The 23,583-nt window shown below is 67.6% G+C and carries 29 protein-coding genes and 1 tRNA gene; 13 read left to right on the top strand and 17 right to left on the bottom strand.

Translation table 11 applies throughout. The features are described 5' to 3' along the window. Positions 1–3: 3 nt before the first annotated feature. The 10 genes from GWG54_RS06115 to uvrA form a co-directional block, all read right to left on the bottom strand. Complete coding sequence (locus GWG54_RS06115; protein WP_167936936.1) at positions 4–1,026, bottom strand: hypothetical protein; 1,023 nt, start codon at positions 1,024–1,026, stop codon at positions 4–6. Next, the gene (locus tag GWG54_RS06110; protein WP_008420267.1) at positions 1,019–1,225 is read right to left on the bottom strand and encodes a DUF4177 domain-containing protein; all 207 of its coding nucleotides are present in this window, start codon (positions 1,223–1,225) and stop codon (positions 1,019–1,021) included. The genes GWG54_RS06115 and GWG54_RS06110 overlap by 8 nt, the downstream gene beginning before the upstream one ends. A gap of 68 nt (positions 1,226–1,293) precedes the next feature. Next, the gene (locus GWG54_RS06105; RefSeq protein WP_167936935.1) at positions 1,294–1,572 is read right to left on the bottom strand and encodes a DUF5808 domain-containing protein; all 279 of its coding nucleotides are present in this window, start codon (positions 1,570–1,572) and stop codon (positions 1,294–1,296) included. 515 nt (positions 1,573–2,087) lie between these two features. Then, the gene (locus GWG54_RS06100) at positions 2,088–3,800 is read right to left on the bottom strand and encodes a bifunctional N(6)-L-threonylcarbamoyladenine synthase/serine/threonine protein kinase (RefSeq protein WP_167936934.1); all 1,713 of its coding nucleotides are present in this window, start codon (positions 3,798–3,800) and stop codon (positions 2,088–2,090) included. 117 nt (positions 3,801–3,917) lie between these two features. Next, positions 3,918–4,052, bottom strand: a complete 135-nt coding sequence (locus tag GWG54_RS06095) for a 30S ribosomal protein S27ae (RefSeq protein WP_167936933.1) — start codon at positions 4,050–4,052, stop codon at positions 3,918–3,920. 1 nt (position 4,053) lies between these two features. After that, positions 4,054–4,371, bottom strand: coding sequence for a 30S ribosomal protein S24e (locus tag GWG54_RS06090; protein ID WP_167936932.1), 318 nt, complete (start codon positions 4,369–4,371; stop codon positions 4,054–4,056). A gap of 90 nt (positions 4,372–4,461) precedes the next feature. Continuing rightward, the gene (locus tag GWG54_RS06085) at positions 4,462–5,496 is read right to left on the bottom strand and encodes a hypothetical protein (RefSeq protein ID WP_167936931.1); all 1,035 of its coding nucleotides are present in this window, start codon (positions 5,494–5,496) and stop codon (positions 4,462–4,464) included. A 43-nt stretch (positions 5,497–5,539) separates the two neighbouring features. After that, positions 5,540–5,734, bottom strand: a complete 195-nt coding sequence (locus tag GWG54_RS06080) for a hypothetical protein (protein WP_167936930.1) — start codon at positions 5,732–5,734, stop codon at positions 5,540–5,542. Between the two features lie 105 nt (positions 5,735–5,839). Beyond that, complete coding sequence (locus tag GWG54_RS06075) at positions 5,840–6,235, bottom strand: hypothetical protein (RefSeq protein WP_167936929.1); 396 nt, start codon at positions 6,233–6,235, stop codon at positions 5,840–5,842. Positions 6,236–6,373: 138 nt separating this feature from the next. Further along, complete coding sequence (gene uvrA / locus GWG54_RS06070; protein WP_167936928.1) at positions 6,374–9,337, bottom strand: excinuclease ABC subunit UvrA; 2,964 nt, start codon at positions 9,335–9,337, stop codon at positions 6,374–6,376. Positions 9,338–9,512: 175 nt separating this feature from the next. Here uvrA and GWG54_RS06065 point away from each other — a divergent pair, with 175 nt between their 5' ends. Beyond that, the gene (locus GWG54_RS06065) at positions 9,513–10,004 is read left to right on the top strand and encodes a hypothetical protein (protein WP_167936927.1); all 492 of its coding nucleotides are present in this window, start codon (positions 9,513–9,515) and stop codon (positions 10,002–10,004) included. Positions 10,005–10,269: 265 nt separating this feature from the next. Here the strand turns inward: GWG54_RS06065 and GWG54_RS06060 are convergent, their stop codons facing one another. Continuing rightward, positions 10,270–10,512 (bottom strand): hypothetical protein, encoded by a 243-nt coding sequence (locus GWG54_RS06060; protein ID WP_167936926.1) that lies wholly within the window; start codon positions 10,510–10,512, stop codon positions 10,270–10,272. A gap of 119 nt (positions 10,513–10,631) precedes the next feature. Between GWG54_RS06060 and GWG54_RS06055 the strand changes: the two genes are divergently transcribed. Together GWG54_RS06055 and GWG54_RS06050 are read left to right on the top strand one after the other, a co-directional pair. Continuing rightward, positions 10,632–10,781, top strand: a complete 150-nt coding sequence (locus GWG54_RS06055) for a hypothetical protein (protein WP_167936925.1) — start codon at positions 10,632–10,634, stop codon at positions 10,779–10,781. A gap of 196 nt (positions 10,782–10,977) precedes the next feature. Then, on the top strand, positions 10,978–12,240 hold the full coding sequence (locus GWG54_RS06050) for a digeranylgeranylglycerophospholipid reductase (RefSeq protein WP_167936924.1): 1,263 nt from the start codon (positions 10,978–10,980) through the stop codon (positions 12,238–12,240). 124 nt (positions 12,241–12,364) lie between these two features. On the opposite strand, the gene GWG54_RS06045 is transcribed toward GWG54_RS06050, so the two are convergent. The 4 genes from GWG54_RS06045 to GWG54_RS06030 all read right to left on the bottom strand — a co-directional run bounded on the left by GWG54_RS06045 (position 12,365) and on the right by GWG54_RS06030 (position 15,401). Further along, complete coding sequence (locus tag GWG54_RS06045) at positions 12,365–12,937, bottom strand: cysteine hydrolase family protein (RefSeq protein WP_167936923.1); 573 nt, start codon at positions 12,935–12,937, stop codon at positions 12,365–12,367. Next, a complete protein-coding gene (locus GWG54_RS06040; RefSeq protein WP_167936922.1) occupies positions 12,934–13,731 on the bottom strand; it encodes a YqcI/YcgG family protein in 798 nt (265 codons plus the stop codon). Before GWG54_RS06040 ends, GWG54_RS06045 begins: the two co-directional genes overlap by 4 nt. Positions 13,732–13,919: 188 nt before the next feature. Beyond that, positions 13,920–14,609, bottom strand: coding sequence for a YqjF family protein (locus GWG54_RS06035; protein ID WP_167936921.1), 690 nt, complete (start codon positions 14,607–14,609; stop codon positions 13,920–13,922). A 51-nt stretch (positions 14,610–14,660) separates the two neighbouring features. Continuing rightward, on the bottom strand, positions 14,661–15,401 hold the full coding sequence (locus GWG54_RS06030) for an SDR family NAD(P)-dependent oxidoreductase (RefSeq protein WP_167936920.1): 741 nt from the start codon (positions 15,399–15,401) through the stop codon (positions 14,661–14,663). A gap of 116 nt (positions 15,402–15,517) precedes the next feature. Here GWG54_RS06030 and GWG54_RS06025 point away from each other — a divergent pair, with 116 nt between their 5' ends. After that, entirely contained in the window at positions 15,518–15,985 is a 468-nt protein-coding gene (locus tag GWG54_RS06025; protein WP_167936919.1) for a universal stress protein, read from the top strand. Between the two features lie 85 nt (positions 15,986–16,070). Then, positions 16,071–16,535, top strand: coding sequence for a universal stress protein (locus GWG54_RS06020; protein ID WP_167936918.1), 465 nt, complete (start codon positions 16,071–16,073; stop codon positions 16,533–16,535). 9 nt (positions 16,536–16,544) lie between these two features. On the opposite strand, the gene GWG54_RS06015 is transcribed toward GWG54_RS06020, so the two are convergent. Further along, positions 16,545–17,003: a hypothetical protein gene (locus tag GWG54_RS06015; protein ID WP_167936917.1), complete on the bottom strand. Its 459-nt coding sequence runs from the start codon at positions 17,001–17,003 to the stop codon at positions 16,545–16,547. 115 nt (positions 17,004–17,118) lie between these two features. Here GWG54_RS06015 and GWG54_RS06010 point away from each other — a divergent pair, with 115 nt between their 5' ends. The 8 genes from GWG54_RS06010 (at position 17,119) to GWG54_RS05975 (ending at position 22,884) form a co-directional block, all read left to right on the top strand. After that, positions 17,119–18,096 (top strand): ROK family protein, encoded by a 978-nt coding sequence (locus tag GWG54_RS06010; RefSeq protein WP_167936916.1) that lies wholly within the window; start codon positions 17,119–17,121, stop codon positions 18,094–18,096. 106 nt (positions 18,097–18,202) lie between these two features. Next, positions 18,203–18,565 carry a NifU family protein gene (locus GWG54_RS06005; protein WP_167936915.1) on the top strand — a complete coding sequence of 121 codons (363 nt, stop codon included), beginning with the start codon at positions 18,203–18,205 and terminating at the stop codon, positions 18,563–18,565. A 135-nt stretch (positions 18,566–18,700) separates the two neighbouring features. After that, on the top strand, positions 18,701–19,267 hold the full coding sequence (locus GWG54_RS06000; protein ID WP_167936914.1) for an amino acid-binding protein: 567 nt from the start codon (positions 18,701–18,703) through the stop codon (positions 19,265–19,267). Then, positions 19,267–20,214, top strand: a complete 948-nt coding sequence (locus GWG54_RS05995; RefSeq protein WP_167936913.1) for a homoserine dehydrogenase — start codon at positions 19,267–19,269, stop codon at positions 20,212–20,214. The genes GWG54_RS06000 and GWG54_RS05995 overlap by 1 nt, the downstream gene beginning before the upstream one ends. A 152-nt stretch (positions 20,215–20,366) precedes the next feature. After that, positions 20,367–21,632 (top strand): translation elongation factor EF-1 subunit alpha, encoded by a 1,266-nt coding sequence (gene tuf / locus GWG54_RS05990; protein ID WP_167936912.1) that lies wholly within the window; start codon positions 20,367–20,369, stop codon positions 21,630–21,632. Further along, positions 21,633–21,941, top strand: a complete 309-nt coding sequence (gene rpsJ, locus GWG54_RS05985; RefSeq protein ID WP_008420226.1) for a 30S ribosomal protein S10 — start codon at positions 21,633–21,635, stop codon at positions 21,939–21,941. A gap of 107 nt (positions 21,942–22,048) precedes the next feature. Next, positions 22,049–22,702, top strand: a complete 654-nt coding sequence (locus GWG54_RS05980) for a rhomboid family intramembrane serine protease (protein WP_167936911.1) — start codon at positions 22,049–22,051, stop codon at positions 22,700–22,702. A 110-nt stretch (positions 22,703–22,812) separates the two neighbouring features. Beyond that, positions 22,813–22,884: transfer RNA gene (locus GWG54_RS05975), tRNA-Ala, on the top strand. A 124-nt stretch (positions 22,885–23,008) separates the two neighbouring features. Here the strand turns inward: GWG54_RS05975 and GWG54_RS05970 are convergent. Next, a partial coding sequence (locus tag GWG54_RS05970) for a transposase (RefSeq protein ID WP_209438294.1) occupies positions 23,009–23,583 on the bottom strand: 575 nt, incomplete at its 5' end.

Genomic DNA, 23,583 nt, shown 5'->3' with positions numbered 1-23,583 from the left:
CCGCTAGCGCTGAGAGTCCCGCAGGATCAGCGGCCCGATCGCGAGGGTGCGTTTCGCGGCCGTCGCGATCCGCAGGATGTAGGAGGTCAGCAGGAAGAACGGAACCAGCGTCATCGTGAAGGTGATCGCGACGAGCCAGAGCAGCGCCTCGACCCCGAGGATCCTCCCGGTGATCGTCGTCGCGTCAACGAATGTTATCATCATCCCCGAGATCAACAACGCGGGGATCGCGGCGTAGAGGATATACCGCGAGAGGTTGATTAGCTCCCACTGGAAGTACAGCGTCTTGATGTGCTCACGGGCGGGCCCGAACATCGCAAAGGAGGTCCTGAGCTCCTCGAGGGCGGCGCGTTGCTCCTTGTTGATGTCGTCCTCGTAGTCGGCGAGCAGCCGTTCAATCTGGAAGATGTTCCAAGAATAATTGTAGTCCAACGAGGCGTGGACGACGTCAAAGGTACCGAACGTCGCGCCGTCGAGTTTCTCGCGGACGGTCTCGGCGTTGCCGGTGATGCTGTCGACGAACTCGTTGACCTCGTCTCTGAGGTCCCGGTTGTCCGCGGATTCGATGCGCTCCTCGAGGGTTTCGGCGCGGCCCTGCGTGGCGTCGATGATCTCCCTGAGGAACGCGGAGGGGTCCGCGGGCGCCGGCTTGTCGGTCAACTCCTTGATGTAGTCCCGGAAGTCCATCGTCTCGCTCATCCGGGCGCGCTGCTCGCCGAGCGGGCCGTTCTCCTGGGAGATGATCAGCTGGCTGATGGTGACGACGAGCGTGACGCCGGTGATCAGCGCGCCGATCATCTGCGCGTACAGCGACTCGATCACGGCCCGGTCCTGCAGCATGTCCGCCAGCGTCGGATCCAACAGACTTCCGAGCATGAACAACCCGAAGAACGTCCCCGCGAGGACGCCCGTGATGACCTGCCGGTTCGCCCCGATGAGCAGCCAGAGCTTGATCCGACTCTCGTCGGCCCGCTTGCGCATCGTGTCCGCGGTGCTGATCTGGTCCTCGTCTGCGTTCTCACTCATCCGGGTCACCGTCCGTCGGTCGCTTGAAGACGAGGAACTTCGTGCCGCCTCCGGTGTACTCGATCGTCTCGACGAGCTCCCACCCGTCTCGACCGAGGTCGTTCAACAGTTCCTTCGGATCGGCCGCCTCCCGCATCGTCGCCTCTCGCGGCGGGCGAACCGTCTCGTACTCCCAGACGGTACCGCTGTCCGTTGCCATACGCTCGTATATCGGAGATCCGCTGAAAAAGCGTTCGCGTTGCTACCACGTGGTAGCGAGGCGCGCGATTACTCGTCGTCGACGATGACTTCGACGGGCTCGTCCTCGGTACCGTCGGTTCCCTCGGTCTTGCCCTGCTCTTGCTGCCAGAGGAGCGCGCCGGCGACGGCCACGACGATCCACGAGCGCCAGTTCGCGAGGTTCAGCGTGTAGCCGACGCCGAACGGCTTCTCGACGAGCATCCCCTCGCCGGGCTGCCAGTACGCCGAGAGCATCCGACCCATGCTCGGCCGATCGAAGTTGTACGGTACGCCGAAAACCTCTCCGGAGGTTGGCTTGTCTGCCATGCGCGACCGAACGTCGTCCACGATTAAGAGTATTGTGTGCGCGAGCGTTCGAGAAATCGGACGCCGGCGCGGCCTCGACGGGCTCGCAGAAATGCAAGGAGGAAGCCCACGACTTCAGTCGTGGGAGGAATCTGACAGTCCCGCTGATTCCACCGTCGATAGCACGGCTGGTTTCGCCACCACAACCATTAACTGTCAATGTAATCATGTTTGGGGTACACTCCCGGTCGGCCAAACGTGTCGACTGTGGAGGGGCCTCCGTAGGTAGGCCCTGAAGTCGGGGACGGATGATACAGCGCCCCTCTGGTCGGATTACCCGACCATGAAGCGGTGAGAGTCCACCGACAATTAACGCGGTGTGAGGCAGATTCGGACGCAGACCACGGGTCAGAAAACCACGCAGGAACCCCCTCCGTGTGCCTGACCTTCTGCCGTACAACCCGCCCGTGACAGTGGACGAAGTGTGGGCCGAAACCCCTCGCGGGGGAAAGCTCACGACTTCAGTCGTGGGTAACTTACGAGCCGCCGACGTACCGACCCCGCCCCTCGACGTCCTCGAGGCGCTCGAGGACCCGCGCCTCGCCGACCTCGCGGTACCCCTCGCGCAGGGCCGCCCGCAGGGGTTCGGGGTCGTCGGCGGTGCCGACGAGGCTCTGGTCGAAGACGTGCAGGTCCATCGCGTAGTCCTCGACGTGGTCGGTGTGGTAGCCGAGTCCGAAATCGATGAGGTATGCGCGGTCGGTACCGCCCCGATCGCAGTCGTCGTCCGCTCGTCCGACCCGCACGTTTCGGGTCGTCGGATCGCCGTGGACGAATCCCGCCAGGTGGAGCCGCGCGAGGTGGCCCGCGACCTCGCGAACTCGCTCGGGCGACAGCGCGGCCCGCAGGTCCTCGCGACCGACGTACTCGAACTCGAGGCGGGCCTCGCGTCCGTCGACGTCCGAGAGCACCGGCGTCGGCACCCCTTCCCGTCGGGCCAGACTCGTCAGGCGGGCCTCGGTTCGGGTCCGTTCCCGCCGGAGTCGCTCGTCGAGTTCGGGGTGGCGGTAGGTCTTGGACTCGCGGCGTTTCGTCACCGTTCCGGCCTCGGGCTCGAGGTCGACGATCGCCTCGGCCCCCCGAACGCTGCCCGCTTCGCGGCCGAGCGCCAGGTCGGACTCGTCCTGCGGGCGCCACGTAACCGGCACCTGATCGGGCCGGAAGTCCGGGTCCACCCGCGACGCTTCGATCGCCAGGGTGTCGCCGGCGTCGTACATCTTCGCGCCGAGCACGGCGATCATCCCCGCGTTGTCCCGCAGGAACCGCGGTTCGGGCGCGTGGAAGCTGGCGCCGCGCTGGTCGCACATCTCCGCGAGCATCTCCCGGAGGCGGGTGTTCTGGCCGACCCCGCCGCCGAGGACGAGTTCGTCGCTGCCCGTCAACGACAGCGCACGCTCGGAGACCTCGGTCAGCATGGCGAAGACGTTCTCCTGGAGCGAGTAACAGACGTCCTCGACGGGCACGCCACCGTCGGACTCGCTGCGCTCGACCGACGAACCTCCGCTCGCGTGGCTCGCGGAGACGCCGTCGTAGGCCTGCTTCGCGGCGCTCATGATTCCCGAAAAGGAGAAGTCCATCCCCTTGACGACGTAGGGGAGGTCGACGTACTCGCCGTCCTCGGCCGCGGCCTCGACCTTCGGCCCGCCCGGGTGGGTCCAGCCGACGTGGCGGGTGAACTTGTCGATGGCGTTGCCGACGCCGGTGTCCATCGTCTCGCCCAGCACGCGGTAGCGACCGTTCCGGTAGGCCAGCAGATGGGCGTTGGCCCCGCTGGCGTTCAGACAGACCGGCGACGAAAAGCCGGAGGTGTGCCGGCCGATCTCGAGGTGGGCGACCATGTGGTTGACTCCGACCAGGGGGACGCCGAGCGACTGGGCCAGCGCCCGCGCGGCGGTGCCGACGATCCGCAGACAGGGGCCGAGCCCGGGGCCCCGAGAGAAGGCGACGCAGTCGACGGGCGGCTCGTCGGCCGCGTCGCGGCGCTCCCGGGCCCGCTCGAGGGCCGTCTCGACGACGCGGGGGATCGCGTCGTGCATGTGTTCGGCGGCCTCGCGCGGGTGGATGCCGCCGCTGTCGGGCTGGTAGGCGTCGCTCTCGATGACGACCTCGTCGGTCGCCGCGTCGTAGACGGCCGCGCTTGCGGCCCAGGCGGTGCCCTCGATGCCGAGGACGCGGGTGTGAGAACTCACGGCTAGTGATCGGTGTCAGTTCGAACGCGGTGTCGGAGAACGAGCGAGCGAGACGTCCCGCTTACGGCTGTCGGCCGTTCGCGTGTTCCGGTGCTCCCCGCTTCGCTCGAGCCCTCGTTACTCCCACTCGGTGTACCCGCACTTCCCGCAGTGGAGTCGGTCGCCGTGGTCCGCGAGGAAGCTGTCGCCACAGCGGGGACACTGCTCGCGGTCGGTGGTGCCGTCCTCGCCGTAGAGTTCGTGGCGAGCCATCTTACGCCTCCTCCGCTTCGGCCTCGGCGTCGGCCTCGTCGGCGCCGATCTTGTTGCGCTCGAGCATGTGCTCCTGCTCGACGTCGCGGGCGTGGTCGGCCGTCTCGTAGACCTTGGCCTGGCCGACGGTCTTTCGCATCCCGAACTTCGTGTCGAGCTTGCGGACGACGACCTCGTCGGCGTTCTTGTTCATCTTCGCCGCGAGGCTGTCCCGAACCTGCAGGCGCTCGGGAGTGGCGTCCTCGTGGAACAGCTCGAAGGTCACGTCCGTTCGGTGCAACATGGGGTTCTCCTTCTCGGAGATGATGTCGACGTCCATGATATCACTCAGTTACGCTAGTATCCCCGTGTAGCGCCTAAAAGGATTTCGAAGCGCCCGATGCTCGCCGCCGCCGGCTCGAGTCCGGAACTACCCCTCGAGGACCGCCAGCCCTCGCGGCGCCTGCGCCTCGAACCCGTCGGCCCAGTCGACACCGATCCGTCCCCAGGCGTCGCCGAAATCCCGGGTCCGGAACAGTCCGCGGTTGTTCGCGGCGTAGACGACCCCGGGCTCGGCCCCGGCGGCGAGTTCCGCCCGGACGACGCCCTCGCCAGTCGGGAGGCCGACGTCCTCGAGTCGTTCCCACGGCTCCGCGTCCGACTTTCGGTACACGTACGCTTCCGCCGAACTCGCCGTGTGGGCCGAGCGGGGGCCGCTGGCGCTCGAGACCAACACCGCGTCGGGGTCGCCCGGATCGGGCGCGACGCTCCAGCAGTACCGGTGTGCGAGCCCCTCCTGGGGGTGGTCCCAGGACTCGCCCCCGTCGGCCGATCGGGCGAAGCCGTCGCCCGCGGCCGAGTAGACCAGCCCCTCCCGGTCCGGGTGGATCGCCAGGCTGTGGTTGTCCCGGCGCGATCCCTCAGGCCGGTCCCGCCAGCTCCCGCCGCCGTCGGTGCTCAGGACGAACGCCCCGGCCTCGATCCCGACGTAGAGCCGATCCGGATCGAACGGGTCGACCTCGAGCCAGCGGACGTGGTGGGTGTGCGGTCTGGGCGGGAAGAACCAGCTCTCGGCCGAGGGGAGATCGGTCAGCCCCTCGAGGTGTTCCCAGGAGTCGCCGCCGTCGTGCGAGCGGTAGATCCGACTGGGTTCGGTCCCGGCGTAGACCACGTCGGGATCGTGGGGGCTGATCGTCACCGCCGTGACGGCGTCGCTCTCGAGGTTCTCGGCGCCGCCGTACCCCGACTCGCGCTCGGGGACGAACTCGGTCTCGAGCGATTCGAACGAGTCGCCGCCGTCCGTCGAACGGTGGAGCCCGCTCTCGAAGGTGCCGACGAACACCCGCGCTGGCGAGGCGGCGAGGCACTCGAGGTCGTACCCCTCGAGGGCGGCCGTCGTCGTCCACTCCTCGCCGTCCTCGCAGACGAGCAGCCGATCGCGCAACGCGACGTAGACGGTCGTCATACCCGAACGGAGGCGCTCGAGGCGCAGAAAGGTTCGCCCGGAACTACGCGAGCAGCCAGTACGCGCCCAGCCCGAGTCCGGCGAGGACGACCGAGAGCGCGACCAGCACGCCGTACTTGATCGCGATGGCGCGCCTGTAGTGGCGCTCGCAGACGGCGACGTCCTCGTGGCTCCTGAACGTCATCGTTCGCTCGGCCGCGCGCGGACAGTCACGCATCCGGCAGTCGTCGGATCCCATACGCCCGCTCGAGTCGCGGCGAGCAAATCCGTTCCGTTCCAGCAGCTCCGGCGCAACCGCGACCCACGCTGCGGTTGTGCAGGCAAATCGGTACAGCAGACCGTCTCACTCGACCGCGAACGTCTCCGCGGGGATGCCGACCCCGCCCAGCCAGCACTCGAGGGCGAGCAGGACGAGCGCGAGCCCGACGACCAGCATGACGACGCCGTTGAGCAGGGTCCAGCCGCCGGCGCCGGCGAGCAACTGGGTGAACCCCAGCGTCGTCGCACCCATCGCGAGCACCGCCAGGCCGACGGCGCCGATCCGGGGCCAGCCGATGCTCCCGAGCCGTTCGCGGACGCCGGCGACGAGCAGCAGGCCGCCACCGACGGCGAGCCAGCCAAACAGCGCCGCCGTCACGGGCGTCGTCCCCGCGAGGACGACGATCCCGACTGCGAGGACGAGCGTAACGACGCCGACGCCGAGAAAGCCCCGTCGGAGCCGATCCTTTCGGTCGCTCATTCGTCTACGAGAGTAGGAAGATCGGGCTGGTAACGGTTCCGATCGCGCACCGCCCGTCTCATACGGTCTAGTGAGTCATTGCCGGTGCAACCGCGATCGCCCTGCGGTTGCACCGGGAAATCGGTACAGCAAACCGTCTCAGTCGTCGTCCATCGGCGCGGTCACGGGCTCGACGCGCTCGCCGCGCGGTCCCTCGAGGTCGACTTTCGGGAGCAGGTCCCGCAGGTACCGACCCGTGTGGGAGTCCTCGAGGCGGGCGACCTCCTCGGGCGTGCCGGTGGCGACGATCTCGCCGCCGTGCTCGCCGCCCTCGGGACCGAGGTCGACGACGTGGTCGGCGTTTTTCACGAGGTCGAGTTCGTGTTCGATGACGACGACGGTGTTGCCCTCGTCGGTCAGGCGGTGGAGCACGTCGATCAGCTTGCGCTCGTCCTCGCTGTGGAGCCCGGTGGTGGGCTCGTCGAGCAGGTACAGCGTCTCGCCGGTGTCTTTCTTGCCGAGTTCCTCGGCGAGCTTGATCCGCTGGGCCTCGCCGCCGGACAGCGTCGTCGAGGGCTGGCCCAGGGTCATGTAGCCCAGCCCGACGTCTTTCAGCAGCTGGAGGCGACGGCGGATCTGGCTCGAGGACTCGAAGAAGTCGTAGGCCTCCTCGACCTCCATCTCCAGCACGTCGGCGATCGTCTTCCCCTTGTAGGTGACGTCGAGCGTGGCGTCGTTGTAGCGGGCACCGTCGCACTCCTCGCAGGGGACGTACACGTCCGAGAGGAAGTTCATCTCGATCTTCACCGTTCCCTGGCCGCCACACTCCTCGCAGCGCCCGCCCTTGACGTTAAAGGAGAACCGCCCCTTCTCGTAGCCCCGTTGCTTGGCGAGTTTCGTCTGGGCGAACAGCTCGCGGACGTAGTCGAAGACCCCGGTGTAGGTCGCGGGGTTCGAGCGCGGCGTGCGGCCGATCGGGGACTGGTCGATCAGCCGCACCGTCTCGATCTCCTCGAGCCCCTCGAGACCGTCGTGGTCGCCCGGAATCACCGAGGTGTTGTCGTTCATCTGCCGAGCGAGCCCCTTGTACAGCACGTCGTGCATCAGCGTGGACTTCCCGGAGCCGGAGACACCCGTGATCGCGGTGAAGTTTCCGAGCGGAAGGTCGACGTCCAGATCGTCGAGGTTGTGCTGGCGGGCCCCGCGGATCGTCAGGGCGCCGTCGGGGTCGCGGCGCTCGTCGGGCACCGGGATCTGCCGGCGCCCGGAGAGGTAGTCGCCGGTGATCGACTCTTCGCAGGCCTTGAGTTCGTCGACGGCGCCGTTGACGACGACGTCGCCGCCGCGTTTCCCGGGGCCGGGCCCCATGTCGATGACGTTGTCCGCGCGGCGCATCGTCTCCTCGTCGTGTTCGACGACCAGCAGGGTGTTGCCCAGGTCGCGCAGCTCCTCGAGCGTGTCGAGCAGGCGGTCGTTGTCCCGCTGGTGGAGCCCGATCGAGGGCTCGTCGAGCACGTACAGCACCCCGACGAGTCCGGACCCGATCTGGGTCGCCAGCCGAATGCGCTGGCTCTCACCGCCGGAGAGGGTGGCGGCCTCGCGGTCGAGGGTCAGGTACTCGAGGCCGACCTCGCACATGAATCCGAGCCGGGCGCGGATCTCTTTGAGGATCTCCTCGGCGATCACGCGCTCGCGTTCGGTGAGGTCGGCCTCCATCGCCTCGAAGTGATCCCGAGCGTCGCCGATGCTCATCGCGTTGATCTCGGTGATCGCGGTGCCGTCGACCAGCACGGCTCGCGAGGCGGGCTTCAGGCGGGTGCCGTCGCAGGCGGGACACTCCGTGGCCGACATGTAGTCCTCGATGTGCTCTCTGGTCGAGTCCGAGTCGGTCTCGAGGTAGCGTCGCTCGAGGTTCGGGATGACGCCCTCGAAGCGCTTCTTCTTGCGCCGCGTGCCGTTTTTCGTTCGGCGCTTGAACAGCACCTGTCCGCTCGTGCCGTAGAGGAAGGCCTGCTGGATCTCCTCGTCGAGCTCTTCGAACGGCGTCGACAGCGAGACGTCGAAGTGGTCGGCGACCGCGTCGAGCCGGGTCTGGTAGTACGAGCGGTTGTAGCTCCAGGCCTCGAAGACGTGCTTGAGCGGTTTCGACTCGTCCTGGACGACCAGGTCCTCGTCGATCTCCTTGGTCTCGCCCAGGCCCTCGCACTCGGGACAGGCACCGTGGGGCGAGTTAAAGGAAAAGGAACGGGTCTCGATCTCGGAGACGTCGATCCCGCAGTGCGTACACGCGAGGTCCTTCGAGAACTCGACGACGAAGCGGTCGTCGTCCTCGCTCTCGTTGCCGAGCGCGCCGGTCTGTCGGCTCTCCGCGCCCAGTTCCGCGGCGACCTCCTCGGGAGCCTCGGGCAGGATGACCTTGAGGACGCCCTCGGCCTCCTCGAGTGCGGTCTCGACGCTGTCGATGATCCGCGGTCGTGCCTCGGTACTCACCTTCACGCGGTCGACGATCACGTCGATCGTGTGGTCGAAGTTCTCGTCCAAGTCGGGTTTCTCGAGCGTGAGGTCGTGTTCCTCGCCGTCGACCTCGACGCGGGCGTACCCCTCCGAGACGAGTTCCTCGAACAGGTCCTCGAAGGCGCCCTTCTGGTCGCGGACGACGGGCGCCGCGAGCTTCGCCTTCGTTCCCTCGGGCAGCTCGAGGATGCGCTCGACCATGTTCTGGGCCGACTGCTCGCCGACCTCTCGACCGCACTCGGGACAGTGGGAAGTACCGACGCGAGCGTAGAGCAGACGCAGATAGTCGTGGAGTTCCGTGACGGTCCCGACCGTCGAACGGGGGTTGTTCGCGGCGTTCTTCTGGTCGATCGAGATCGCCGGGGAGAGCCCCTCGACGGTCTCGACCTGCGGTTTGTCCATCTGGCCCAGGAAGTTCCGGGCGTACGCCGAGAGGCTCTCGATGTACCGGCGCTGGCCCTCGGCGTAGACGGTTTCGAACGCCAGCGAGGACTTCCCCGAGCCCGAGAGCCCGGTGACGACGGTGAACTCCTCGCGGGGGATCGAGACGTCGAGATCCTCGAGGTTGTGCTCCTCGGCCCCGCGGACCTCGATCGTGTCCCGACTCATGGTTCCCTCCGGAGACGGGCGCGAAACGGTGATCGAGCTGACGGTCGATTCATTATACCCGAGTCAGGTGTCGGAGCAACTTAACCCGTCTGAAAGCCAAACCGGGAGTGGTATGGTACCGCTTTGCACGTCCGCGAGCCGAACAGACTTCGGTCGGAAGCACCATTGACCCGGTATGAGCGACGACACCGGAGCGGCCCCGGCGGTCTCGGAGTACGTCGAGTACTGCCACACGCAGGCCGGCCTGCTGTCTGGTCGCGTCGAGACGATGACCGACGAGGCCAACGAACTGCTCGACGAGATCGACGCGCGGCTGGCCGAGCTGCGCTCGGAGCTCGAGGCCCGGTCGGGCGACACCCCGCGAACCGAGCGTCCGCCGTCGGCGACCGGTCCGGGCGACGGACCCGAGGTCGACGACCTCGAGGCCGCAGGGAAGGACCTCGAGGAGAAACAGGCGCTGGTCGACGCCAAGCAGGCCCGCATCCAGGCGTTCCAGGAGCTGTCGGCCGGGTACGCCGAGCTGGCGGCCGACCTCCAGACCGACGTCGACGACGCCGGGGAGGCGCTGACTCGAGTCGTCGAGTTCGAGGCCGACGCCGACGCCCCGGCGTACTTCGAGGAGAGGCAGACGCTGTGCGAGGCCGCCCTGGAGGCCGACGAGGAGTAGCCCGACGACTATTTCACTCGAGCGCCCGAACGCCCGCGTATGTCGCCGACGACCCACAGGTGCACCTGTGGCGCGACGTTGCGGTTCAGACAGGACATGATCGAGGACCGAAGCGGGGTGCGCCGGAGCTGGCGGTGCAAGGACTGCAACACCCCAGTCCCGAACGTCGTCGCCGAGCGTCTCAGCCACCAGCATCCGTCTTAATCCGCTCGGCTCGCTTGTCGCTCTCGGCGCCCTCGAGCGCGGAGACGGACGGCGTCGAGCCCTAGATATCGCCCTGGAGGACGACGGTGTCGTCGTCGACCCGATCGATCATCCCGTTGGTGACGAGGTAGTCCTCCTCGTCCTCGCCCTCGACGCCGATCTTCGCGAGCAGGTGCTCGGCGACGCTGGGGTTCGGGTCGACGGCGGCCTCGCCGTTCTCGACTTTCGCGACGATCCCGAGCTCTTTCCCTTCCGCGTCGATCACCTTCTTGCCGACCTCGTCGTCGGATAGTGTCGCTACCATACTACCGCCTTTCTCGGGCGGGGGAATAATCGCGGTGCCGTCTCGTGCCTGCCGGTGTCTGCACACGCGTCCCCGGCCTATTTGATCGCGGCGACCGACCGTTCGATCGACGATCGCTCATGTCCCACACGCTCGAGATCAGCGACGACCTGAAGGACCGACTCGACAGCCACTGCGACGAGGGCCAGTCCCTCGAGGAGTTGGTCGAGGAACTGGTCTCGATCTACGAGGCCGAGGGGACGTTCATGCAGGAAGGGTACAGCGAGTAAACTTTGCGAACGCGCTTCCTCCCCGGCCTACTCGCTCGCGTTGCTCGCTCGTTGAGACCGGGACCTCCGCGCTACCACAGGGTGAGTCGGCTCCGCGTCGACGCCATCGTCTCGCCGCCGCGCTCGAGTTCCGTCGGCCGCACGACGACGGAACTGGTTGGACAAACTCATTAAGGGGCGAGACAGTTTCAGCACTATGAACGAGCGTTACGATGTAGTAGTCGCCGGGGCCGGACCGGCCGGCGCCCAGTGTGCGCGCGATCTCGCGACCCGCGGGTACGACGTCGTCGTTCTCGAGACGGAATCCGAGGACGAGTTCCCGCGCCAAAGCAACAAGTCGACCGCGGGCACGTTCCACTCGATGATGGCCGCGTTCGGGATCCCCGACGACGTCGTGATGCAGTACACCGACACGGTCGTCCTCGAGTCCCCGACCGACCACTACGTCAAACGCCACCCCGGCGCCGTCCTCGAGTTCGCGGACTTCAAGCGCTACCTCGTCGAGGACGGTCGGGAGAAGGGAGCGGAGTACCGCTTCGACGCGCGGGCGACCGCGCCGATCATGGAGGGCGGCGAACCCGTCGGGGTCACCTACAACGGCGACGAGGAACTCTACGCCGATATCGTGGTCGACGCGACCGGTCCGGCGGCGCCGCTGGCGAAGAAACTCGGCGTCTCCAACCTCGAGCGAGAGAACCACGCCATCGGCATCGAGGTCGAACTCGAGGGGATCGAGATCGACCGCCCCGGCTTCGCCGACCTCCACGACGCGATGATGCTCCGGCTGGATCACAACATCGCGCCCGGGGGCTACTCCTGGATCTTCCACACCGGCGAGGACACGGCGAAGGTCGGGCTCTGTTACATCCAGAGCGGCAGCCACCAACAGCACGCCCGGGACGACTTCACGGTCGACGACTACCTCTCCTACTGGCTCGACACCGATCCACGCTTTCGCAACGCCGAGCGCCTCGAGGGTAAGCAACACCGCGGTTCGGCCCACATCCAGCCCCCGGGGCAGATGCACACCGATCGGTTCATGGCGATCGGCGACACCGTCCCAACGATCGACCCGGTCTGGGGCGAGGGGATCCACACCTGCATGAAATCCGGACGGATGGCCGCCGCCGCCGCCGACAGCTGTCTCAAACACGACGGCGTCGAGCCCACCGCCGAGAACCTCTCGATGTACGACTCGCTGTGGCACAAGCAGGTCGCCCCGAACGCGAACAAACGCCTGCTGATGACCCAGCTGCTGTACCTCGCGGACAACGACCGCTACGACAAGTTCATGGCCGACCTCGGCCGGCTGGACGAGGAGACGCTTGCCAAGGCCAACAACGGGAACCCGCTGGGGATCGCGAAGCTGCTCGGCGCCGAGGACGTCCCGCTGCTCGCGCGCTTCGCGAAACGACAGCTCGAGGGGAAGCTGTCGCTGAACGGCAAGCTCCCCTTGTAACCGTCCGCCATCGCCCGGTTCGATCGAGACGACCCCTCTCGCTACGAGCTCCGAACTGTCTCTCCTCTTCGCCGTCGGCGACCGCGTTCGGACCGGGACCCCGTGGAACCGCGGTCGCACCCTCTCACGCTCCGTCGTCCAGTAGCTCCGCCGTCGTCGTGACCGCCGCGAACTCGCCCTCGAGGTGGGCCAGCGCCGTCCGATGGATCGTCTCGGCGTCGAAGCGCTCGCCGTCGAACTCCCGATCGAACGTCGCGGTCGCGTCGGCGACCACGGTGACGTCGAACCCGCGGTTCTCGGCCATCCGGACCGTCGTCGAGACGCAGTGGTCGGTCGTCAGCCCGGCGACGACGAGCCGCTCGAGCCCGCGCTCGCGGAGCCAGGACTCGAGGCCCGTCCCGACGAAGGCGCCGTTGACCGACTTCTCGAACGTCGCCTCGCCCTCCGCGGGCGCCGTCTCGGATTTGAACGCAAAACCCGACTCGTCGCCGCGCAGCGGCGAGTCGGGCTCGGCCGAGGCGTGACGAACGTGGACGACGGGGCGGTCGGCCTCGCGCCAGCCCTCGAGCAGCTCGGCCGCGCGCCGTTCGGCGTCGGGGTTGTTCCGCGTTCCCCACGCCGGATCGTCGAACCCTTCCTGAAGGTCGATCAGCACCAGCGTCGGCTCCGGGCCGTCGCGGTCCTCGGTGTCGGTCATGGCAGCTGCGCACCGGGTTTCGGATGCTCTCGCGTGACCGTCATCGGACACTCCTCGGGCGATTGGGCGTCGTCCGCTGAGAACATGTACTGGGGCCACTCGCGGTCGCCCTCGACGCCCCAGTCGCCCAGATCGGCGTGGGGACAGACCCCGTCGTACCCCTCGAGGCGGTCCTGGATCACGTCGCGGGCCTGCTGGCCCGCCTGCGTGTCGGCGGTCACCCCGAGGTCCTCGAACAGCGCGCGGGGCTGAAACGTGATCTCGAGACCGACGGGGGAGTAACGGCTCTTGCGCTCGTCGTAAAAGGGCGCCCGACAGGTCGGGAACATCGGCTCGCCGCCCAGACAGAACTCCCAGTGGCGGTCGTCGGGATTCGTGGGGACGTCCTCGGGCCAGGGCTCGGGATCGTGGCAGTGCAGCGTCTGCAGGACGTGCCACAGCGCGTCGTGGTACTCCCGTTCGGACAGCGCGTCCTCGGGCGGCTCGAAGAACGTGACCAGCGACGTTCGTCCCCCGCGCTCGCGGTAGACCTCGAGGTACTCGAGGATTCGATCCCGCAGCCCCAGCAGGGCGTCGGCGTCGGACATCGACGGCACCGCGGTGTAGAGCGGTTCACCGTCCCGAACAGATTCGGCGCCGAAGAAACAGGGAAACGGCGTCCCGTTTCGCTCCCCGAGTAGCCCCTCCCGAAAGGAGTTCCAGTGGGCGGCGACCCAGCTAGGCGCGTCGTCGTTTCGCACCCGTTCGTCGAGCGTTTCCTGATCCAGCAGCGACTGGACGCCGGGCTCGTTCATCGAGCGAGTGCTGGGACTGCGAGGGGATGTACCTTCCCGTCGCGTCCGGGGTTCGGGCGGTCGCGCCGCGCCCGGAAGGCGGTCAACCGAACGTGTGCGAGCGCCGCGGCTCCGCTCGGGGCGACTCGAGGCGGTCCCCGACCGTGAGGACCGTCCTCGAGGAGCCGCACCCGGAACCCGTTGTGTGTTCAGAGGGGCCTGTTTCGCGAGGAGACGACGTCGACCCCGGGGCTGTAGTAACAGACCGGTGACGTCGCCGGGGGCTCGAAGCCGCTGGCCTCGAAGAGCGCGTTCCTCTCGAGGGCGACCGTCGCCGGGCGGAGCGACCAGCGATCGTGGACGAGGTCGGCGGAGCGAAGTTCACCTCGCCGCCCGATCGTGTAGTAGCGGTAGCGTTCGGTGAGAAACGCCGCGAGCGAGTCCGGGTTCGGCGCGAAGGACTCGCCGACGGGTTCGTACCGACACGCGAACCGGACGGGGGTCGCACCCGGATGGCGACGCTCGCTCGCGAACGAGACGTGTCTCGACCCCAGCCGCATCTCGATGCGTGCGTTGTAGTACGGTAGGCGGTGGGTAAGCCGGGCGGCGAGGACGCCGAGGACGCCGTCGGCGTCCAGACTGAAGAAGTAGACCCCCGACTTCCCGTCTCGGCGGACGTAGGTCCGGAGGTTGAGTTCGGGGAGCCCGAATCCCAGCCTCGCGGGCACACCTCGAGGACGGACGGCGACGTTGCGAAACGGGACGATCGAGAGCCACGCGCGCCCGTCGTAGGTGTCGGGCTCGAGGCCGTCCGGGAGGCGGGCGTCGACGACCGCCGGAGCGGTCGGCCAGTTCGCGAACAGGAGGTGGCGCCATCCCATCGCAACCGGGAGCGTCATACCGGTCCTCGCGACGGGTGCGCCGAAAAAGCCCCCGCCGGAAACGAGTGCCTACACGTCCTCGGGCAGCCAGCCGCCGTCGACCTCGAGGTTCTCGCCGCTGACGTACTCACTGTCGGGATCGAGGAAGAACAACAGCGGATTGATCAGGTCCTCGAAGCTCGCGGGGCGGTCCCGCGGGAGTTCCTCGGGGAACTCGTCGGAGTTCTCGACGACGTACGGCGAGATAGCGTTGACCGTCACGCCCTCGTTTTGCGTGTCGGCGGCGAGCATCCGCGTGAACATCAAGACGCCCGCCTTCGCGACGAAGTACGGGAAGTTCTTCGGGCTCACCAGGCCCTTCTCCGAGGAGGCGTAGCCGACGTTGACGATCCGGGCGTAGTCGGCCTCCCGCATCGCCCCCAGCGCGCGCTTCGAACAGAGGTAGGTTCCGTTGAGGTTGGTCTCGAGGATGCGGTTCCAGGTCTCGAACTCGAGGTCGTCCCAGCGGGCGGGCGCGAAGTCGCCGACGTTGTTCACGAGCACGTCGACGTCGCCGAGTTCGGCCTCGACGGCCGCGAACAGACCGTCGACGCTCTCGGGGTCGGTGACGTCGCCCTGTACCGTCATCGCGTCGGCCACGCCGCGTTCGCGGGCCGTCTCGGCGACCTCGCGGGCGGCGTCGGCGCTGGTGTGGTAGTGGACGGCGACGCTCGCGCCGCGGTCGGCGGTCGCGAGCAGCAGTTCGCGGCCGACGCCCCTCGCGCTGCCCGTGACCAGTACGGTGCGACCCGAGAGATCGGGCTCGTTCATACCGCGTTCGATCGCGGACCGACGGGAAAAGCCACCCGGAACCGGCGACCGACGCGGCGGCTCCACCCGCCGTTGCAACTCCGGAATTTAAGCCGACGCCGATACATGGATGGGGTATGACGCTACAGACGATCCTGCTCGCCGTCGGTCCGGGCGACGCCGACCGAACCGACGAGCTCGCGGAGACGGTGATCGAGGTCGCAGCGCCCGCGGACGCGACGGTGGTTCTGGCCCACATCTTCACCCAGGACGAGTACAACGAGGTCCTCGAAAACCTCGAGATGGACGCCGAGAGCGACCAGGTCCGTCCGGACGAGGTCGCCGCCCGTCACTCGACGATCCGGGACATCCAGCGCGAGCTCGACGAGGCGGGCGTCGACTACGACGTGCGAGGGGACATCGGCGACCACGGATCGACGATCGTCGAGCTCGCGACGGGCGTCGCCGCCGACCGGGTCGTCGTCGGCGGTCGCCGTCGGTCGCCGACCGGGAAGGCGGTCTTCGGCTCGACCGCCCAGGAAGTGTTGCTCTCCTCGCCGTGTCCGGTGACGTTCGTCCGGGGCACCGGGGAGGACGAGGACTGATTCCGTCGAACGGCGGTCGCTGAACGCCCGCCGAACTACTGCGGGATCGCGAACGCTTAAGCGGGCGGGGAGGTCACGTCATCGCATGGGTATCGATACCGTTTTGCTCGCCGTGGGTCCGATGGACACCGTCCGAACCGAGGACCTCGCCGACACCGTCCTCGAGATCGCGGCGCCGCTGGACGCGACCGTCGTCATCGGCCACGCCTTCACGGCCGCGGAATACGAGGAGTTCCGCGAGAACCTGGGGTTCGAGGAGCGCGTCGAGGACGTCGACCCCGACGCGGTCGCGGCCCGACGTCCGCCGGTTCCCGACCTCGAGGAGCGGTTCTCGGAAGCGGGCGTTGAGACCGACGTTCGAGGTGCGCTCGGCGACGTGGGGACGGAGGTCGTCGAGATGGCGCGAGCGGTCGACGCCGACCGCCTGGTCGTGGGCGGTCGCCGACGGTCGCCGGCCGAGAAGGCGGTGCTCGGCTCGGTCTCCCAGGAGATCATCCTCGCCGCGCCCTGTCCGGTCACCTACTACCGGGATCTCGACGTGATGGAGTGAACCGGACGGCTACTCGTCGTCGCTCGAGGCTCGCTCCGTCGCTTTGGGTCGGGCTCGATCGGCCCGTTCCTTCCAGCGTCGCTCCTGACGTCGCTCCGGGACGTGGCGCCGCCCGTCGGCCAGTTCCCGGCGGACGCGAGCCTCGAGGGCGGCCGTCTCGGCTAGCAGCGTTCCCTGGAAATCCTCGAGGACGTCGTAGGACCACCGGTCGCCGTCGACGACGCCGTGGGGCAGCAACTCGGTCCGGACCGCGTCCGCGAGCGCCTCGTGACCGTTCGCCCTGAGCAGTCGCTCGGCGTCGTCGAGGTGGTCCATCCCGTGGCCCGTCGCGTGGTGGAACTCGAGCAGACAGCCCTGGGCGCGCTGGAGCCACTCGAGGCCGAGTTCGACCTCGTGGAGCGCCTCGATCTCCGAGTCGGTGAGCGCGGTCTCCGGTTCCGCGTCGGCCTCGTCCTCGTCGGTCGCCATACCCGACGTATGTGTCCGAATCCCATACGTGTGGCGCCCGGGGTTTCCGGTAACTACTCGCACCCGAGTGAAGATACGGGTAGTTAAGTGCGCCGACGGCGCTCGTTAGGATAGCATGGTCTACTACGCGGGCGTCGATCTCGGCGCGACCAACGTCCGGGCGGCCGTCGCGGACGAGGAGGGAGCGACGATCGGCGTCAGCCGCAACGGGACGCCGCGAGGTCCCACCGGAATCGACGTCACCGAGGGAGTGCTCCGGACGCTTCGCGAGGCGTGTGGCGAGGCCGGAATCGCACCGACGCAGATCGCCGCGACAGGGATCGGCTCGATCGGCCCGTTCGACCTCGCCGAAGGGGCGGTGATCGACCCGGCGAACCTCCCCGACTCGATCGATCGCATTCCGCTCACCGGTCCCATCGCGAACCTCGTCGACAGCGACGAGGTCTACCTGCACAACGACACGGCTGCGGGCGTCATCGGCGAGCGGTTCCACGCCGACCGAAACCCCGACGACATGGTCTACATCACGATCTCGTCGGGGATCGGCGCCGGGGTCTGTTGCGACGGACAGATCCTCGCCGGCTGGGACGGCAACGCGGGCGAGGTCGGACACTGCGTCGTCGATCCCCGCGGGCGACTGACCTGCGGCTGCGGCCACGACGGCCACTGGGAGGCGTACTGCTCGGGGAACGCGATCCCCGACTACGTCCGGCTGCTCGCCGACGACGACCCGACGATCGACACCGGCCTCGCGCTCGAGAGCCCCGATTTCACCGCGAAGGACGTCTTCGAGCTGGCCGGCGAGGACGACCTCGCCGACTACGCTATCGAACAGCTCGCCCACTGGAACGCCGTCGGCGTCACCAACGTGATCCAGTCGTTCGCCCCGATCGTCGTCTCCTTCGGAGGCGCGGTCGCGCTCCACAACGAGGAGCTCGTCGTCGATCCGATCCGCGAGCGCGTCTCCGAGATGCTGCTGAACAACGTCCCGGAGATCCGCGTCACCGACCAGGGCGACGACGTCGTCCTCGAGGGTGCGATCGCCAGCGCCCTGACGGGCGGCACCGGCGACCGCGGGCAGCTGCAGGGCTGACCCGTCCCCGATTCGGGTCGCTCGAACGGCTTCGCCGGCGCTGTACCGAACGATCGTGAAGGTTTCGGACCAAACCTATTCACCGCTCCAGTTCCTAGCTCGGGCAATGACTGACTCCGAGGACGCGCCACTCAAAGACCGAGTCGAGACGTGGCTCACGCGCGAGATGCCGATCATCCAGATGCACGGGGGGACCAGCGCGGTCCGGAAGGCCGACCCCGACGACGGCGAGGTCATCATCGAACTCGGCGGCGGCTGCAAGGGGTGTTCGGTCGGCGACATCACGACGAGCAACATCGAGGCCGAACTGATCACGTGGTCCGAGATCGACGAGGTCACGGTTCGCATCCCGGACGCCCGCGAGAGCCTCGGGGGGCCCGATCAGGCCGAGTCGATCATGGGAATCGACCGCACCGAGGGTGGACGGGGCGACTGGGGCTCCTCGAACCCGGGCGAGGATCACCTCTGAGTGCGACCTCGAGCGGCCGTGCCGGCTGTTGACACGCCCGGAGAGTTTTGGGAAGTCCTATATCCTTTTACACGCCCATTACGGAGTCACAGAGTATGACGACGCCTGGACGCCCACAGTTCGGAGGTGACGACGATGGGTGACGTACCCGAGCCCGACCCGGAGGAAGAGGAACCCGAGACCGACGGCGGCGTGCGCGCCTACACCGTCCGCCTCGAGCTGGTCGACGAGCCCGGCGAGTTGCTCCGCGCGCTCGAGCCGATCTCGGCCAACGGCGGCAATCTCCTGAGCATCCACCACGAGCGCGGCAACATCACGCCGCGAGGACACATCCCCGTCGAGGTCGACCTCGAGAGCCCGCCCGAGCGGTTCGACGAGATCGTCGACGCGCTCCGGGACGCCGGCGTCAACGTGATCCAGGCCGGCGCGGAACACTACGGCGAGGAGCTCAACGTGATCCTCGTCGGCCACCTCGTCGAGACCGACCTCTCGGGGACGCTGTCGCGGATCGAGGACGAGGCCGACGCGGTCGTGAAAGACCTCTCGCTCGCGGCGCCCGACGGCACCGACGCGACCGCCAGCGCTCGGCTCCGACTCGCGATCGACTCCGGTCGAACCGAGCACGCGTTCGAGACGATCCGTTCGATCGGCGCCGACAAGGAGTTGACCGTCGTCGAACCGCTGACCGGGGGTGAGGCCTGATGCGGCTCGCGATCGTCGGCGCCGGCGACGTCGGCCGCTCGGTCGCCGATCTGGCGGGCGAGTACGGCCACGAGGTCGTCGCGATCACCGACTCCGCCGGCGCGGCCGTCGACGCCGACGGGATCGACGTCGAGGGCGCGCTCGAGCGCAAGGTCGGCGGCAAACCGATCGGCGACGCCGACCCCGCGCGGGCGTTCGAGACCGACTACGACGTGTTGATCGAGGCGACTCCGACGACGCTGGGCGACGCCGAGCCCGGCTTCACCCACGTGCGGCGGGCGCTCGAGGCCGACCGCCACGCCGTCCTGGCGAACAAGGGCCCCGTCGCCGAGCGCTACGAGGAGCTTCGCGCGCTCGAGGCCGACAGTGCGGGCTCGATCCGGTTCGAGGCGACCGTCGGCGGCGCCATCCCGGTGCTGTCGACGATCGAGGACTGCACGCCCCAGGCGGTGACCGCGGCCCGGGGCGTCCTCAACGGCACCGCGAACTTCATCCTCACGCGCATGGCCGCGGAGGGGCTGGACTACGAGCACGTCCTCGCGGAGGCCCAGGACCTCGGCGTGGCCGAGGCCGACCCCACCTTCGACGTCGACGGCACCGACGCCGCGCTGAAGTTCGTGATCCTCGCGAACGTGCTGGCCGACGGCGGGTTCTCCCTCGAGGACGCGACCGTCGAGGGCATTCAGGACATTCCCGGCAGCGCGCTCGAGCTCGCCGCCGAGGACGGGCGCACGATCCGGCTCATCGGCGAGGCCTCCCGCGAGGGGGTCCGCGTCGGACCGCGGCTGGTCCCGGAAAACGGCGCGCTCGCGGTGACGGGGACCCGAAACATCGTCCAGCTCGAGACCAAACACGCGGGCAGCCTCCACAACAGCGGCCGCGGTGCGGGCGGTCCGGAGACCGCGACGGCGGTGCTGTCGGACGTCGGTCGCCTCCCCGATCGGTGACGAGGTCGCCGCCGCCGTCGGGTTCGAGATCGTGTTGACGAGGCACAAACCGCAAGCGGGCGTCGGGGCGACTCGAATACGCTTTCGAAATGGTTTTAACCGCAACGAGCAAAAGAGACCGATATAAGCGCCTTTGCGCGTGAGCTACAACAATGAGCGAAGACAAACCCCACCAGAACCTGGCCATCATCGGTCACGTTGACCACGGGAAGAGTACGCTCGTGGGCCGACTCCTCTACGAAACGGGGAGCGTCCCGGAGCACGTAATCGAACAGCACCGCGAGGAAGCCGAGGAGAAGGGCAAGGGCGGCTTCGAGTTCGCCTACGTCATGGACAACCTCGCTGAAGAGCGTGAGCGTGGTGTCACCATCGACATCGCCCACCAGGAGTTCGACACCGACGAGTACTACTTCACCATCGTCGACACGCCTGGCCACCGCGACTTCGTCAAGAACATGATCACCGGCGCGTCCCAGGCGGACCACGCCGTCCTCGTCGTCGCCGCCGACGACGGTGTCGCGCCCCAGACCCAGGAGCACGTCTTCCTGTCGCGTACCCTGGGCATCGAGAAGCTGATCATCGCGGTCAACAAGATGGACGTCGTCGACTACTCCGAGGACGACTACAACGACGTCGTCGACGAAGTCAACCAGCTGCTCAACCAGGTTAACTTCGAGGTCGACGACAACTCGTTCATCCCGATCTCGGCGTTCGAGGGCGACAACGTCGCCGAGTCCTCCGACAACACGCCGTGGTACGACGGCCGTACCCTGCTGGAGACGCTGAACGACCTGCCGGAGTCGGAGCCGCCGACGGACGCGCCGCTGCGGCTGCCGATCCAGGACGTCTACACGATCTCGGGTATCGGTACCGTCCCCGTCGGACGTATCGAGACCGGCATCATGAACGTCGGCGACGACGTCTCGTTCCAGCCCAGCGACGTGGGCGGCGAGGTCAAGACGATCGAGATGCACCACGAGGAGGTCCCCAAGGCCGAACCCGGCGACAACGTCGGATTCAACGTCCGCGGCATCGGTAAGGACGACATCCGCCGCGGTGACGTCTGTGGCCCCGCCGACGACCCGCCGAGCGTCGCCGAGACGTTCCAGGCCCAGGTCGTCGTCATGCAGCACCCCTCGGTCATCACGGCCGGCTACACCCCGGTCTTCCACGCCCACACGGCTCAGGTCGCCTGTACGATCGAGTCCATCGACAAGAAGATGGACCCCTCGAGCGGCGAGGTCGCCGAGGAGAACCCCGACTTCATCCAGTCGGGCGACGCTGCGGTCGTGACGATCCGACCGCAGAAGCCCCTCAGCATCGAGCCATCCAGCGAGATCCCCGAGCTCGGGAGCTTCGCCATCCGCGACATGGGCCAGACCATCGCGGCCGGCAAGGTCCTCGAGGTCAACGAATAAATGCAGCAGGCACGCGTTCGACTCGCGGGCACCAGTCCGGACGATCTGGACGACATCTGCGACGACGTCCGCGAGATCGCGAGCAACACCGGCGTCAACCTCAGCGGGCCGATCCCGCTGCCGACGAAGACCCTCGAGGTGCCGACCCGGAAGTCGCCTGACGGCGAGGGCACCGCGACGTGGGAGCACTGGGAGATGCGCGTCCACAAGCGCCTGATCGACCTGGACGCCGACGAACGCGCACTCCGCCAGCTCATGCGCATTCAGGTGCCGAACGACGTTTCGATCGAGATCGTCCTCGAGGACTGATCTCGGCGCTTCGGATTTTCCGTTTTTTCGCGCCTCGCCAGCGGCCGCTCTCGGCTGCAGGCGACCACGCCGCGTGAACTTTTATCGCCGCGTCCCGTACCGCCGGTATGGCGAAGCGCCCGCGCCGCAGGTCCGACTCCCGCTCCGGCGGCCCCATCCTCGAGTTGCTGGTCGTCTTCGCGGTCGTCCTCGTCCTCCAGACCGTCGCCGCGCTCGTCAGCGCGGGGTTGATGACCGGGCTGTTCGTCCTCGGGCCGCCCCTGACCGTCAACCCGTGGACGATCGTCACCAGCGTCTACGCCCACAGCGGGCTCGGCCACCTCGTCTCGAACAGCATCGGGCTCGTGCTGTTCGGCTGGCCGATCGCCCGCGCGACGACCCGGCTGCGCTTTCACACCTTCTTCCTCGCGACGGGGGCGCTCGCGGGGATCGCCCAGGTGCTGACCAGCAGCTTCGTCGCCTCGCTCGGGCTCGGGAACCCGACCGCCGTGCTGGGCGCCAGCGGCGCGGTGTTCGCGCTCGCGGGTTATCTGATCGCCGGCAACCGCCTCTCGGACGGGCTCGCGCCGGTCGTCGAGATCCCGCGGTGGGCCGCCGCGGTCGCCTTCGTCGTCCTCGCGGGGCTGATCACGATCGCGACCGGCGCGCCCGGCGTCGCCCTGGTCGCCCACTTCACCGGGTTCCTGCTCGGGCTGCTCGCGGGTCGTGCCGGCGTGCTCGAGACGCGCTCGAGGCGGGCGCGGAACCGGTCGGCGGTGTGACCGCGGTCTCGGCGATAGTCTCGAGGACGGCCCTCCGTCGCGTGTGCCCGCGGCCCACGTCGCCCCCGAAACGCAAGCTACAAGTAGATCTCGCGGATAGAAACGGTCGCGGGCTCGTAGATCAGTGGTAGATCGCTTCCTTCGCAAGGAAGAGGCCCTGGGTTCAAATCCCAGCGAGTCCACTCCTTCACGTCGCTTCGCTCGTTCAGTCGTGGACTCGCTGTACATCGCAAACCCTTCGGGTTTGCTCAGTCCCAGCGAGTCCACTAGTTCTTGTCCGGTTCACGGATTAGATCTAGTGTTCTGTCAACCGTCAATTGAGGGGTAGAGCCGGTACAGTTTGGTGCGAGCGTCTTCGGTCGTGAATTGCCACTTGATCTGTGACTTCTTTTCGTTGCGAGCACTCACCCATGCAGCGACCTCCGAACGGAGTGTCGCTGCATCCGGAATTCGGCGATCAAGGCATTGACGGGTGAGAACGTTGATTTCGATTTCAGCCATGTTGAGCCAGCTGCCGTGAACTGGAGTGAAGTGAAACTCGAGCCGTTCGAGTATCCGCCGGGCTTCGGCCGGCGGATACGTCTCGTACAGTGCTCCTAGTCGGTGTGTGTTCAAATTATCTAAGACAACGCGAATAATCTCCACATCAGGATACTGTTCGACCAGTGTGTGCATCGCGTTCGCCCAGTCTTGTTTTGTGCGGCGGTTGGTGACGGTTATCTCCCGCCAACCAACGAGCGGTTCAGAGTAGACAAAGAGGTTACGTGTTCCGTTGCGTTTGTAGGTGTAGTCGTCGCGGGCGTTGCCGCGCCCTGTTTGGCGCGCGGAGGCCCGCCCACACCCCCCCCCTCGGGCAGAGAGATGACCCAGAAAAAGACCAC

It is taken from the genome of Natronococcus sp. JC468 (genome assembly GCF_012163165.1).
Lineage (GTDB): Archaea > Halobacteriota > Halobacteria > Halobacteriales > Natrialbaceae > Natronococcus > Natronococcus jeotgali.
Note: the sequence above shows the minus strand (reverse complement) of the source record. Positions and strands in the feature narration are given on the sequence as shown.

What these genes read in the sequence shown, in the direction of transcription:
- GWG54_RS05980 (WP_167936911.1), top strand. Translation starts at nt 22,049, where the DNA reads ATGGCGAAGCGCCCGCGCCGCAGGTCCGACTCCCGCTCCGGCGGCCCC.
- GWG54_RS06020 (WP_167936918.1), top strand. Translation starts at nt 16,071, where the DNA reads ATGGGTATCGATACCGTTTTGCTCGCCGTGGGTCCGATGGACACCGTC.
- GWG54_RS06095 (WP_167936933.1), bottom strand. Translation starts at nt 4,052, where the DNA reads ATGGCTCGCCACGAACTCTACGGCGAGGACGGCACCACCGACCGCGAG.
- GWG54_RS06000 (WP_167936914.1), top strand. Translation starts at nt 18,701, where the DNA reads ATGGGTGACGTACCCGAGCCCGACCCGGAGGAAGAGGAACCCGAGACC.
- GWG54_RS06090 (WP_167936932.1), bottom strand. Translation starts at nt 4,371, where the DNA reads ATGGACGTCGACATCATCTCCGAGAAGGAGAACCCCATGTTGCACCGA.
- GWG54_RS06055 (WP_167936925.1), top strand. Translation starts at nt 10,632, where the DNA reads ATGTCCCACACGCTCGAGATCAGCGACGACCTGAAGGACCGACTCGAC.
- GWG54_RS06080 (WP_167936930.1), bottom strand. Translation starts at nt 5,734, where the DNA reads ATGGGATCCGACGACTGCCGGATGCGTGACTGTCCGCGCGCGGCCGAG.
- GWG54_RS06045 (WP_167936923.1), bottom strand. Translation starts at nt 12,937, where the DNA reads ATGACCGACACCGAGGACCGCGACGGCCCGGAGCCGACGCTGGTGCTG.
- GWG54_RS06085 (WP_167936931.1), bottom strand. Translation starts at nt 5,496, where the DNA reads ATGACGACCGTCTACGTCGCGTTGCGCGATCGGCTGCTCGTCTGCGAG.
- GWG54_RS06110 (WP_008420267.1), bottom strand. Translation starts at nt 1,225, where the DNA reads ATGGCAACGGACAGCGGTACCGTCTGGGAGTACGAGACGGTTCGCCCG.
- GWG54_RS06005 (WP_167936915.1), top strand. Translation starts at nt 18,203, where the DNA reads ATGACTGACTCCGAGGACGCGCCACTCAAAGACCGAGTCGAGACGTGG.
- GWG54_RS06030 (WP_167936920.1), bottom strand. Translation starts at nt 15,401, where the DNA reads ATGAACGAGCCCGATCTCTCGGGTCGCACCGTACTGGTCACGGGCAGC.
- GWG54_RS06060 (WP_167936926.1), bottom strand. Translation starts at nt 10,512, where the DNA reads ATGGTAGCGACACTATCCGACGACGAGGTCGGCAAGAAGGTGATCGAC.
- GWG54_RS06010 (WP_167936916.1), top strand. Translation starts at nt 17,119, where the DNA reads ATGGTCTACTACGCGGGCGTCGATCTCGGCGCGACCAACGTCCGGGCG.
- GWG54_RS06040 (WP_167936922.1), bottom strand. Translation starts at nt 13,731, where the DNA reads ATGAACGAGCCCGGCGTCCAGTCGCTGCTGGATCAGGAAACGCTCGAC.
- GWG54_RS06115 (WP_167936936.1), bottom strand. Translation starts at nt 1,026, where the DNA reads ATGAGTGAGAACGCAGACGAGGACCAGATCAGCACCGCGGACACGATG.
- GWG54_RS06015 (WP_167936917.1), bottom strand. Translation starts at nt 17,003, where the DNA reads ATGGCGACCGACGAGGACGAGGCCGACGCGGAACCGGAGACCGCGCTC.
- GWG54_RS05995 (WP_167936913.1), top strand. Translation starts at nt 19,267, where the DNA reads ATGCGGCTCGCGATCGTCGGCGCCGGCGACGTCGGCCGCTCGGTCGCC.
- GWG54_RS06105 (WP_167936935.1), bottom strand. Translation starts at nt 1,572, where the DNA reads ATGGCAGACAAGCCAACCTCCGGAGAGGTTTTCGGCGTACCGTACAAC.
- GWG54_RS06035 (WP_167936921.1), bottom strand. Translation starts at nt 14,609, where the DNA reads ATGACGCTCCCGGTTGCGATGGGATGGCGCCACCTCCTGTTCGCGAAC.
- GWG54_RS06050 (WP_167936924.1), top strand. Translation starts at nt 10,978, where the DNA reads ATGAACGAGCGTTACGATGTAGTAGTCGCCGGGGCCGGACCGGCCGGC.
- GWG54_RS06075 (WP_167936929.1), bottom strand. Translation starts at nt 6,235, where the DNA reads ATGAGCGACCGAAAGGATCGGCTCCGACGGGGCTTTCTCGGCGTCGGC.
- rpsJ (WP_008420226.1), top strand. Translation starts at nt 21,633, where the DNA reads ATGCAGCAGGCACGCGTTCGACTCGCGGGCACCAGTCCGGACGATCTG.
- tuf (WP_167936912.1), top strand. Translation starts at nt 20,367, where the DNA reads ATGAGCGAAGACAAACCCCACCAGAACCTGGCCATCATCGGTCACGTT.
- GWG54_RS06025 (WP_167936919.1), top strand. Translation starts at nt 15,518, where the DNA reads ATGACGCTACAGACGATCCTGCTCGCCGTCGGTCCGGGCGACGCCGAC.
- uvrA (WP_167936928.1), bottom strand. Translation starts at nt 9,337, where the DNA reads ATGAGTCGGGACACGATCGAGGTCCGCGGGGCCGAGGAGCACAACCTC.
- GWG54_RS06065 (WP_167936927.1), top strand. Translation starts at nt 9,513, where the DNA reads ATGAGCGACGACACCGGAGCGGCCCCGGCGGTCTCGGAGTACGTCGAG.